Below are 13,358 nucleotides of genomic sequence, written 5' to 3' on the forward strand. Positions count from 1 at the left end.
TCAATGAAGATATCCAATTACTCATTAATAATTATTCTAGCTTTTTTTGCAAACTTTTGCTTAAAAGCCCAAACATCAATAAAAGATGATGTATCAAACTTAAAAAAAGGAATTTATAAAAACTTTGACGAATTTAAGTACAACAACCCTTCTATTAAATTAGATTATGAAATTTTAGTTCAAACCATAAAATATGGAGGCATTAATGATAGAAAGATTATCACTTATTATAGATTAGATGTAACAAAAGACAAGCAAAATCAATTGGTACTATTTATAGGTTTTGGTACTTAACCCAAAGTTTCGTGCTTTTAACCAAATTCATCAAATCTTTTGACTTGTGGATAAGTCGAAAATAATCGCTTGTTTTCTGCTCTACTTGCCATATATTTAACGTCAGACTGTCTCCAATATGACTAATAACAACATTAAATAACTAAATGAAAAACATATTTCTGCTCTTATTATTATCTCAATTTAGTTACGGACAAAATCTAAATGACTTTGATAAAACTGTTGAAAAATTTATATCTACTAATTACGGTCAAATAAAAAAAAATATCTCAAAAAATTATAACGAACTTATAGGAAAGACATTGCTCAGCGATAGAAGTCACAATAGTTTTTTTCAAAAAATATATTTTATAAATGACACCTATTTTTTACTTACTGATGGCAAACAAAAAATTTTAGGTAAATACAAGCGTGTTATTACTAAAGACATATCTTTAATAGTACTCTTAAATGAATATAGACGTTCCCCAAAAGGGTTTATTGTTGCTTTAAAAGAAAATAAAAAATATTTTATTAATTGGGAAGAATCTAATGGCTATTATGATTCTGATACGGCAACTATTATTCAAGAAAACCATAAAAACAAGGAGTTATTTGTTAGTCAAGAAATTATTCCTGAATTAAATTTTCAAAACCCTAATATTAGATTTTATGTTAAAAATGTCAAAATTGGAATTAAATCTAAAGGACAAAAAATAATTAAAAACGAATGTGACTCTTTATACATCTACTCTAAAATAGCGACTATATTTAATGATGGAAAAACTGACTTATACAATTTATATGGAAAATTACTTGAAAAAAACGTAAAAGCTGATTATCAATATTCTCGCACAGAACATCAAATTATTGATTCTAAAAATAATATGTATTTTATTGATACTTTGGGTCTGAAACAAAAACAACCTAGAGAAACGCATCTGAGGCCAGGTAATGATTACATTAAAAGAAGAACATATATTACGTATTATGTACATAAAAATAACATCTTAAAAACTAATATTCATTCTACCTATAAAGAAAGAAAAGATACCTTTAAAAAAGATTCTTTAAAACTTTATGGTAACGAACCATATCAAATTACTACACCTAATAGTAAGGATGAAGACTTTATGAAAAAAGTTTTCAAAAATAAAAAAGAATTCAATTCTGAAATTTTTGGTTATTTTCTTGATGATAAAATAGATAGCTACGATAGTGAATATATAAAATTACCTAAAAAATTTAAAAAAGTGCGTTTTACAAATAATAGTACTAAACGAATGCAATTTAATGATGACCTAGATTGGTATCCTTACGCATTAAAGCCTAGTTATATTATTGCTAAAAAATCAACTAAATATGGCGTTTGGGATATAGAAGAAAATAAAAACATACTACCCTTTGACTATAAAAAAATTACCGTTATTGATAGAAGTTATTTTCTTTTAGAAAAAAATGGTTTGTATACTTTTTCAAATTTAGGCTTAACACCCAAATACAAAGTGTTAGATAACTATATAGTTCAATTCGCATATTTTGAATATCCCGACGGAAAAACAGGATGGGTTGACAAATATGGTCAGGAATATTTCGATATTAATCAATAAAACACTGTTTCCCAAAATGGTAACCGTCGTACAAGCCTATAACTACTGATAAAACGACTCATTTTAAGCTTCTCTACAGAGGCTTTCTTTATTTAGTTAGAAAAACATTACTTCAATATTTCTAAGAATAGTTTTATGTTAATTCAAAAGACGCATCAGAAGATCTTTTGAGTTAAATGGAACATCTAATAGATTAAAAATGTAACCATCGTATAGTAACATTTTATGCTACTACAACACTCACTTATAATCGTACACTGTCTAAAAACTATTAATTCAATGAAGATATCCAATTACTCATTAATAATTATTCTAGCTTTTTTTGCAAACTTTTGCTTAAAAGCCCAAACATCAATAAAAGATGATGTATCAAACCTAAAAAAAGGGATTTATAAAAACTTTGATGAATTTAAATATAACACCCCGTCAATTAAATTAGATTATGAAATTCTAGTTAAAAACGTAAAATATGGGGCCATTGGTAATAAAAAGATTATCACTTATTATCGATTAGATGTAACAAAAGAACAAGCAAAATCAATTGGTACTATTTATGGGTTTTGTGATGGAAAGCATGTTTATATAAATGAGTATAAAGTTCAATTAAGACCAAAAACAACCTTTTCACAATTGGATTTTGTAGGTGAATACTGTCTTTACGAAGGTATTGGATCTACAGGTATGCCCACAGTAAATAATGGTTTTGGAATCTCAAATAGAATATATAAGATTCTAAATATAAATAACAGAAAGGTATCTGTGCTTACAAAACGAGTTTTAAAAAAAATAATCTCAGATGATCCAAAGCTATTGGCAGAATTCAAAAAAAGAAGAAAAAAGTATAAAATTTTAAAAAGATACTTTCTAAAATATTTTGAACGAAAAAAAACAACAGTAAAGTTGTAAATTAGGCTAAGTGCTCAATCAAAGAGTATCTAAATTTTTAGTCCCTATTCTCACACAAAACAATCTGATGCAAAAAAATATAAATCCCATTATAAACTACTTAAATCTTCTTATTCTAATTATACTTTTCTCTAGTTGTAAAAATCAAAAAGAATGTGAAGTTTGCGAGCTTATAAAAAGCAATGAAATCATTGAAAAATATGAAAGTTGTGAAACAGAAGTTATGAAGGTTTCTAAAGCTATCTGCGATGAAATGGCAAAAACAGATGGTATCGAATGTAAATGCAGGAAAAAAGATAAAATTAATACTGATCACAAAAAAGAAACATTCCTATTAAAAACTGTAGATGATGCGAGAGAATATGTAGCTAAATCTTTTAATAAAAAAGAAGAAAACCTCTTAATATCAGACAAATTAAATGATGCAATGGGATTAAATATGGCATTAATAGGTGATTTAATATTAAGAAAAGGATATAGACCTAATGGATATGAACAAAAAGAGGGGTATAGAATATATAAGTATAAAAAAAGTGATGGAGAATAATTAGGTACTAACCGAGTCTCACCTCCACTGGTATAAAGCATACGAGAAGGATTCCTACATGTTAAACATATATATAGAAGGCTTAAATAAAAAAAGCCCTATCCAGTATTAGAGTCGATATAAAACATCCCAATACTACTATTATATTTGGTGAAGAGGCTCAAATAAAATATGGCAGACTTTAATAATTATTTGTCAAATTTAGAAGTGTCATAAAAAGAGAAAACCTACAACTACTTTTATGGCTTAACGCTTTAAAACGACAAAACCATCTATCTTTTTCTTACGATGAGCTCCTTCTATTTTGATCCTAAAGAAATAAGTTCCTTCTGGTAATTGGTCACCGCCTATACCTCTCTTTCTATTTGCTATTCCTGTAAAAACCCTAGATGTATTATTATATCCTTCGATTTCAAAAACCAAATCCCCCCATCTATTAAATATAGAAACTTTATTATTAGGATAATTTTCTATAGCATCAATCTCCCAAAATTCATTAATTCCATCGCCATCTGGAGAAAATCCATATTTGGTTTTATCCTTTTGCAGTGGTGTAACAAATATTGTTACCATATCTTCTGTTGTACACCCATCATCACTGGTAAAAATAATGGTATATGTTGTGGTTTCTACTGGATTTGCTATTGGATTTACAATATTGCTACTACTTAAGCCTATTGAAGGTCTCCATGTATATATCCCAGAATATGTGGTAGTTGCATTCAATTGTATCTCTTCGCCTTCAGTAATTTGTTCATCTTCTCCAGCATCTATCTCACAAGTAATAGGAGATGTATCAATAATCACTACATCAAAACTACATCTTCTAGAATTCCCTGCACTATCAGTAACTTCAAAAGTATTAGTTGTCGTTCCTATCGGAAACTCTGATCCTGATGACAAACCAGTAATCTGAACAACAGAACTTACCTCACAATTATCTGCATCTGTAGGAAATGAATATGTTACTACTGTAGTAGATAAACCCGAATCCACATTCTGTGTAATATTTATTGGACAATCAATTATAGGATCAGTGGTATCATTCACGGTAATCGTTTGGGTAACATTGATACTATTTCCTGCCTCATCGGTTATACTATAGGTTCTGGTAATTATTTCAGGATTGCTATTACCATCACTTACATCGCTTATAAAAGCAACTATAGGATTTGTACTACAGTTATCTGTTTCATCGATTACCACATTTATATCTGCTGGTGGAATGTCTGATAGACATGAAACTGTAATTCCTGACGGATTATTTGCCCTTGGGGCTTCAGTATCATTAATTGTAATCGTTTGAGTAACATTGATACTATTTCCTGCCTCATCGGTTATACTATAGGTTCTGGTAATTATTTCAGGATTGCTATTACCATCACTTACATCGCTTACAAAAGCAACTACTGGTGCAACTCCACTATTATCAGCCTCATCTGTAACTACCAAAGGGTCAGGTAACGGAACATTAGTTACACATTGTACATCAATTGGTGATGGATTACTAGCTGTTGGATTTTCGGTATCGGTACTAGAAAGCGTGGTCACATCATTCATATGATATATCTCTCCCTGATTCCCTACATTATCCTCTAAGAATAGGTATACATCATAAGTAGTATCAATTGTCAATGAAGTGATTATTTCAGAAATATCTGTATTAGCTGTGCTCATCAAAAAGTTTCCATTTTGAGTTGCTCCAGTTCCGTTCAGAATATTTTCATAATCAAGAGTTCCAGAAAAATTACCTGGATATATAGCATAATGTATAGTTCCTATTTCTGGACCATTAACCTCTAAAGTAAATCCTGAAATAGTCTCATCTATAACTCGAGGGTATCCAGTATTTAAGGGCAAAGCATAATGATCTCCTCCAAAAACAACATACGCCTCTCCAGTTCTGTTGGTGCTCCCCTCTGGTGTTTCTCTAGGACTTCCCACTATAAAATCGACAATTCCGTCTCCGTTAAAATCTCCTCCTCCACTTACAGGTCTACCAATATTGGATGTGTTAAACTCTGGTATAACAAACCCATTCCTACCATCAAGTACGCTTTGATCTATATAATTAGGAAATCCAGTTGTACTACCAAATACCACATAAGCAGCATGACCTGACCCTGAACTGCCATAAAGAGCTATAAAATCATTGATTCCATCTTGATTAATATCACCTATAGAAGAAGATGTTAAAAATCCAGGTAATCTAAAACCAAGACTATTATCTTCTATACTACTACGTGGGATATGCGCAGGGAAAGGGTCTGATGACTGCTTCCCAAAGATTGCGCTTTGTTCTGAATAAAAATCATCAATACCGTCATTATTGATATCTCCTAAACTACCAACAAAAATCAAGAGTCCTCCACCAGAATTATCCACTGTAAAACCATTGGTACCATCTAAAGCTTCTAAATCCTCTGATGCAGAAAAAGTGGATCTTCCGAACAATACTCGTGTTCTTTGCCCTCCTGAAGAAAGCCCTCCTGAACTCGACCATTCTCCTATAATTATATCATTAAAACCATCATTATTAATATCTCCCGCGCCCCCTACGAAATATGCGGCTCTACTACTAGGATATCCACTGGTTGTAAACCCATTAATCCCATCTAGATAAGAAAGATTTATCTCAGCAGGAAAATTAGAAGACCTTCCAAAAACAATAGCAGCACTACCTCCAATAGAATTAGCTGTAATAAAATCATCTATATTATCTCCATTTACATCTCCAAGTTTACTTACTTCATTAGAAGAAAATAAAAAGAAATTCATTTTAAATCCATTCGTTCCTGCATTAACATAATCTATATCCAGTGTTGGAGTAAAAGGAGTAGTTTTTCCATAAATAACAAAAGTCACTCTAGAGGCTGTAATAGCTAAATCATCTATACCATCACCATTAACATCTCCAACACCCTCTACAGAGCTTCCCATACGTCGGCTTTCATCATTACGCCCTTCAATGACAAAGCCATTAGTACCATCCAGAGGAGTGATATCAAATGAAGCTAAAAGCTCTGTATCACTACCAAAAATGATATAAGCCGCTCCAGCAAGATTCACTCCATTAACGTCTGCATTGTTTACTCCCAATGCTATATCTTCAAATCCATCATTATTAATATCTCCAATAAATTTAGTTTCTGCACCAAATTGAGATTCAGGATCTATTCCTGGTATTCTAAATCCGTTTGCACCATTTAAAGTAGTTACATCAAAACTTGCTGGGTATAATTGTTGTGCTACCCCTCTATTCCCTATTAAAACACAATTTATTAGTAATATAAAACCAACTGATACTTTAAAATAATTTCTTCTTGTATTCCCCATATATAAAAATTTATCAACTTTAAAAATATGTGTTACCTGATATTTTTTCCTCTCCAAAAACAGGGGATGTTTTTACCCAAAAAGTGTATTTCAACTTTTTCTTTTCTCAATAGCTTAGCTATTAACTCATACCTATTTTATCCCCTATTTTAAATTCTGTTAAAAAAACAAACATCACTAATAAAAAGATGCCTTTGCTCAATAATTCTAATGAATCATTTTTATTCTATCATTAATTTTCTAACCTGATTTATGGTTGGTGTTTCTAATAAAATAAAATAGATGCCCGAGGGTAATATTGACATATCATACTCTAGAGTATATGTATCTTTTGCCTCTGCCTTGCGGTAATCTATTAAAGTATTATTGATAACGTTATATATCTTAAGGCTAATATCTTGTGGTTTTGACAAATGAACCTCTGCTTTAAACCTACCATTGGTTGTTGGGTTTGGATACACTTTGTAATCAAGATAACTTTGAATTTCTATAGTGTTTTCTTCTCCTTCTCCTCCTTCAAACTCCTGTTCTACAACGATTACTTTTTTGGTAGTTACAGCTGTACATAATCCCAAATAGGTTTGCATAGTGATTTCATATTCTCCAGGAGTGCTAAAGACTGCTTCTGCATAGTTATTGTCTTCATATATTACCTCAGCTTCTTCTGGGAAAATCCAATCTACATGATCTGGTATTGGATCACTATTGTCTACTACTACAAATTTTTCTCCCACAAAGATCTGAGTAGATGTAATAAACTGGGCACTTATAACATCTGTAACCTTATCAATAAATATACTATCTACGGCCAAACATCCTTTGCTATCGGTTACAGTAATCTCATACGTAGCTGCTTCCTGAACTTCTATAAATGCTTCTGTACTACTAAAGCCAGTTGATGATGTCCATTGATAGGTAGCATCAGAGTCTGCAATAGTTGCATTTAATACGATGCTTTGATCTTTACATAACACTATATCTTCTCCTAAATCTACAATCAATTCCTCTGGGCTTTCCAATATAATTTCTTTTGTAATTTGACACCCTTTACTATCGGTTATAACAACATTATACGTATCTGAGCATATATTGGTTAGGTCTTCTCTTGTATCTCCATTATTCCATTGATAGGTATATGGTGGTGTTCCTCCTTCTGTTTCTAATAAAATTGATCCATCACACCCATTATAACATGTTGGGAGTATTGGTGTATAGGCTACTGTCAATTTTTCTGGAGCAATAGTAACTACTTGACTTGTAACATAGCATCCTCGTACATCTGTAACCTCAATACTATAGGAACCTGCAACCACATTTTCAAGCGTAGCACCTGTATCTCCAGTATTCCATACAATACTGTAAGGGGCTGTTCCTCCTTTTACCTGCACTACAATAGTCCAATCTTCATCGTCTCCACAATCTACATAATCTGTATCAAATATTATTTCTAATTTTTCGGGTTCCTTAAACTCAAACGTGAGGCTTGTGGCTGTTGCACCTACTGCATCAGATATTGTAACATAATAATTTCCTGCACCAATCCCATTCAGCAAAGAGCTGTCAGTGCCAATAGGTGTATCTGTATCGGCATTATACCATTGATAATTGTATTGTTTGATATTATTAAATGGTCTTCCCCCTTCTGATAATGCACTAAGGCTTCCTGATGTAGTACTTCCATTACATGAAATCACATTAAAAGGTAAAACATTAACTTCTAAAGTTGGTGGCTCAAATAAATCTACATCGTCTATCTGTAAAATACAATCATTACTGTCTGTTACAGTTAAAGAATATTTTTCTGCACCAATACCACTTAAAACATGGGTCGTAGAACTTTGTATTACTCCTTGAGAATCCCTCCATGCGTAGTTATAGGGGGGAGTTCCTCTTCTGATATCAACAGTAATGTTTCCATCTCTTAAACCATTTGATGAAGGATAATTTCTAGTGATATCATATACATACATTTGAGTAGGTTGTTCTACTTCTATCATTTTTACAGCTATACAATTATTGGCATCCCTTACATTAACCGTATACACTCCTGATATTAAATTTTGTACATCTTCGGTAGTCTCTCCATTATTCCAATAATAAGTATATGGTGGTGTACCGCCTTCTACGGTAATATTAATTTCTCCGTTGTTTTCTCCATAACATTCTAAATGTGTTACTATCTCAGTAATTTTTAATTCCTCTGGCTGAGAAACAGTATAGGTAGTATTAGCCATATTTCCATTACTATCAGTAACCACCACAATATATTCACCTGCCAAAACAGGGATTTGCGTATCTGGTGTTGTTGCTATTGTTATAGCTGGTGCTGTTTGTTCATACCACAGGTATGTATATGGCTCAACTCCTCCTCTTACGATTGATGTTAATGGAATTTTGGTTTTCTCATTAAAACATGAAATAGATTCTTCTATTGTTAAAACAGGTATAGTAACAATCAATTCTTCTGGCTCTGTAACCTCTCTTGATAATGATATCGTACATCCATTATCATCAGTAATCAAAAGTTGATAATTTCCTCGTTTTAGATCCGTGATATCTTTATCAGATGATGTGAATAAAGGGTCTTCCAAATTACTCCAGGTATAGGCATATGGCCCTACACCACCTCTAACATCAAGGCTAATACTTCCATTGGCTGTTTGATACCCTGTAAGGTTATTGACTACAACATTAGATATTTCCAGAGGAGCATCTGGTTGATGTATTACTACTGGTTCGCTAAGAGAGGTTGTACATAGGTTATCATCAATAACAACTACCTGATAGGTTCCTGCTGGAATACTTGGAAGGTCTTCTGTAGTGGCTTCAAAACTCGGATCATCAGTATTTGTCCATTTATATGAATAGGCCAAATACTCTCCTGTAACTGGATCTTTAGGCCCCCCTGTTACTGTAATGTCAATACTACCACTAGTATTACCATAGCACAAAATCTCTGTAGAAGCATTACTGAGTGACACTACAAGCTCTTCTGGTTGGGTTAAATCAAAACTAGTTTCTGCCGTTGTTCCCTGAGAATCACTTACTACAACTTTATACCTCCCTGAAATTAAATCACCTATACGGTCAAGGGTGATATCTGTATTGATCGCAATGTCTCCACTACTTTCTACTTTATACCATCTATATTCAAAATCGGCAGGAGTAGATTCTATAGGGTATCCTCCTTCTACCATAGCCACCAATTCTCCAAAAGCATCATTATAACATAAGATAGGAGTCATTATATCTATATTTACAACCATTGGAAGCGGTTGTTTTACTTCAAAAGTTTTTTCAACGATACAACCGTTGGTATCTTCAACTTTTATAGTATATATCCCAGATGATATGTCTTGTATATCTCTTGTTGTGGCTATAAAATCAGGGGTTCCTTGTTTACTCCAGCTATAGGTGTAAGTTCCTACCCCTCCAGTAACTTCACCCATTGTAATACTACCATTGTTCCCCCCTAACGTAGTTACATGTACAATTGAAGTTGGTATTACCTTAATCTCATCAGGAGAATTTAGAGTAATCCTTTGAGGGGTTGAAACCTCACACCCATTAGCATCTTTTAACCAAAGATCATAGATTCCTGCACTTACATCTTTTATGGTTAAATTTGTTAGATCTTCTTCTGAAATGTAAGTGTTTTTATCATCAATAGAAAAATAGTAAGGTCGGGTACCTCCCTGAGGATTTGTTATGACTTCTCCATCGTTACCCGAAAAACAGGAAACATGCTTAATTGTTGGGCTAGGCAAAATCAACTCTTCGGGTTCTTCTAACTGAAAAGACATTTCTGAAGAGGTAAATCCATCTTCGATGCGCACTCTATAAGTACCTGCCTGTATATCTGATAAAACATTAGAAGTTTGGGCATTGATCAACTCCCCATTTTTATACCATTGATATGTATATTGTAGTGATCCCCCTCCTGCATTTGCTGTTAAGGTTCCTACCTCATTATAACAGGGTATGGCTATTGTTTCTACTATAGATACAGTAAGTTCTTCTGGTTGTTTTACTTCTATAACCGATGATCGCACCTTACAATTATTACCATCTTGTACTATGGCTATATAATTACCTGCAATAAGACTAGAAATAGAAGTACCTGTATGAGAGGTCAAAACTCCATTTCTCTCCCAAGTTATAGTATAGTTGGGTGTTCCTTCTGTTACATTAATTTCTATTGCACCTTCTCTTCCATTAAAAATAGTATTATCAGTTATAGTAATCGTTTCAATGTTTATTTTATTTGGCTGAGAAATCAGTTGTCTGTCTGATATTTCTGAATCACAACTTATTATATTTCGATCTCTTACTCTAAAACGGTATCCTGCAGTTGTATTGGCATCTAGGGAAAATACATTACTATCTTGCCAAACTGTTGTAGTTTCTCCAGTCCAAAGCGCATATTGATACGCTCCAGATTTTCCTCCTTGAGCTGTAAGGGTTACAGCTGCCTGATTTCCATAACACAAAATAGGCTGAATATCAATATTGGCAATAGCAATCGGTAGAGGAATATTTTCAAAACGAATATCTGGTTGCGTTGCTTCTATGCCTCTGCTATCAAGAATAGTTACGTCATAACTCCCTTGACTTCCTGTTATTGCTGAACCAGAACTATAGGCACTGCCATCTTTGCTCCATGAAATAATATATGGAGGATATCCACCTTCTAAATTCGTTACTTCCATAGATCCATCTGCATCAGAACAGTCTGGGTCTTGTTTATTTATTTCAAACTCTATAGGCAATGGATCTTTAATTTCTGGTAAATTAATTGGCGGAGTTGTAGAACACCCATTGGCATCAGTATATACAATAGTATGGTTTCCTGCGGGTAATTCAGTAATTGTGATCCCTCCAGAAGGAACAATACCACTTTGAAAAGGAGTTGTCCCGTTTAAAAATACCTGATAATTATATAAATACCCTACTCCTGTAAATGGAGTACCTCCACTCACTCTAGTAATAGTAATAGTTGCATCATTTGGTTCTGGTCTTGGTCTACTGGGATGAATTACCCCATCAGACGGTATTTGATGTTCTATGGGTGCAATAGCCTCAATTGTTATAGGTATATTTTTGTTTGGATCACTGATATTTACTTTATCATAACAACCGTTGGAATCTCTTACTTGTATGTTATAGGTACCTGGAACCAATGCGCTAATAGTATAAGGGGATCGTGGCATAGAAACCCAATTTCTTCCATTATCTACACTGTATTGGTAGCTACCTGTACCTCCAGAAGCTGTAATTCTAATTTGACCATCTCTACTGTTATGGCAGTTCTCGTCCTGAATTTTTTCTACCTCAAATACCACTCTGGGTGGTGTCTCTATGGTAAATGTTTTTTCTGTTGGGTCACAAAATGGTGTGATACTACTCCCTCCTCTTTCGTATCCAGTAATTTGTACTTTATACTCTCCTTCTGTTATATTACTTGGAGATTGATATTCGTATTCCCATCTATTATTACGTCGTGTAAAACTGGTAATCCTGATATTATTTCCAACACCGATATATCCACCTGAGGCAGCATCTTTTTCAAACAAATTGATATCAATTGCTTCATGACTTTGTATCTGACGATCAAAATATAGTTTAAAGCGATCTATAGTACTATAAGAACATGACAGGTTTTCTATCACTGGTTCTGCAATTGTTCTAGGAGGTGGGGGTAGGTAATGAACCGTCACTATATTTGATTCAGGTAAATTTTCTCTGCAATTGGGTTTCATCCTAATTTGAATATTACTATTTAATGCAGCCGCTTGATCATTTACGTTTGGATATATATCGCTAAGTCTTAAGGCAATATTTGATCTTCCTCTTATATTAGAAATTGGTCGCCATACGCTGACTCCTATGGTTTTTGGACCTTCATACGCATTTAAATTCTGTTTTGCTCTTAGCCAAGCTAAAAACAAGTTTTGACAATTGCGTATAATTATAGATGATTCACATTCATCATAAGCATCTTTAGCATCTTCTTCTCTTTTTTTTAATAGTGCATAATCTGGATGATCTCTCTCTTCCAAATTTACATTATCCAAAAACTCCCAATTATATATACTATTTCCTGGAATATATCCAGATGGTGCTTCAATACCTACTGCCTCATCTTCACATCCATAATAAACACTATTAACATCTCTTTCTTCAGTAAATGTTAGATTTGGGTTAGGTGTTATATAAATAGTTGCATAACTTCTGGGGCCAAATCTACTTTCAAATATTTGTTCTACATCCTGATCATAACGTTTAGAGAAACAATGTCTAAAATCAATAGGTATTCTTTTGTTTAGGATCCAAGGTTCATTACATCCATCTGATGTTGGATTATTGTTTGTTTTAATTGTGGCGCTATAAAAAGAAATTTCTCTGATCTTTTTAGACATAGGGATATTTTTAGAATATCCAAAACCTCCATTTAATTTCCCTACACTATTAAGTGGTAAATCTAAAAGGTAGTCACTAGTGCCATCTTCATACATAAGAATAATGTTCATTAAACCATTTCCTCCAGCATCTGTACAGGTTGTAGACATTTGTGGTTCTCCACCTATTAAGGTTATATGTCCTCTTATTTTTACAGTATAGGTTTGGGCATATACCTCAAAAGAGGTCAATATTACAATTAAAACAAATAATATTCTTTTCATATT

General features: G+C 33.0%; 6 protein-coding genes. 4 read left to right on the top strand and 2 right to left on the bottom strand.

What is annotated here, in order from left to right; genetic code table 11:
- The 4 genes from DG508_RS19255 to DG508_RS19270 form a co-directional block, all read left to right on the top strand.
- Positions 1-294: hypothetical protein (locus DG508_RS19255; RefSeq protein WP_159090936.1), on the top strand; the 294-nt coding region annotated here is incomplete at its 5' end.
- A 146-nt stretch (positions 295-440) separates the two neighbouring features.
- Positions 441-1,883: a hypothetical protein gene (locus DG508_RS19260; RefSeq protein ID WP_108869773.1), complete on the top strand. Its 1,443-nt coding sequence runs from the start codon at positions 441-443 to the stop codon at positions 1,881-1,883.
- Positions 1,884-2,162: 279 nt separating this feature from the next.
- The gene (locus DG508_RS19265; protein WP_108869775.1) at positions 2,163-2,789 is read left to right on the top strand and encodes a hypothetical protein; all 627 of its coding nucleotides are present in this window, start codon (positions 2,163-2,165) and stop codon (positions 2,787-2,789) included.
- Positions 2,790-2,856: 67 nt separating this feature from the next.
- Positions 2,857-3,336, top strand: a complete 480-nt coding sequence (locus tag DG508_RS19270; RefSeq protein ID WP_108869777.1) for a hypothetical protein — start codon at positions 2,857-2,859, stop codon at positions 3,334-3,336.
- Between the two features lie 246 nt (positions 3,337-3,582).
- Here DG508_RS19270 and DG508_RS19275 read toward each other — a convergent pair whose 3' ends face one another.
- On the bottom strand, positions 3,583-6,672 hold the full coding sequence (locus DG508_RS19275) for a T9SS type B sorting domain-containing protein (RefSeq protein ID WP_108869779.1): 3,090 nt from the start codon (positions 6,670-6,672) through the stop codon (positions 3,583-3,585).
- A gap of 221 nt (positions 6,673-6,893) precedes the next feature.
- Positions 6,894-13,355 (bottom strand): T9SS type A sorting domain-containing protein, encoded by a 6,462-nt coding sequence (locus DG508_RS19280; RefSeq protein WP_108869781.1) that lies wholly within the window; start codon positions 13,353-13,355, stop codon positions 6,894-6,896.
- Between the last annotated feature and the right edge of the window lie 3 nt (positions 13,356-13,358).

It is taken from the genome of Aquimarina aquimarini (assembly GCF_900299535.1).
Classification (GTDB): Bacteria; Bacteroidota; Bacteroidia; order Flavobacteriales; family Flavobacteriaceae; genus Aquimarina; species Aquimarina aquimarini.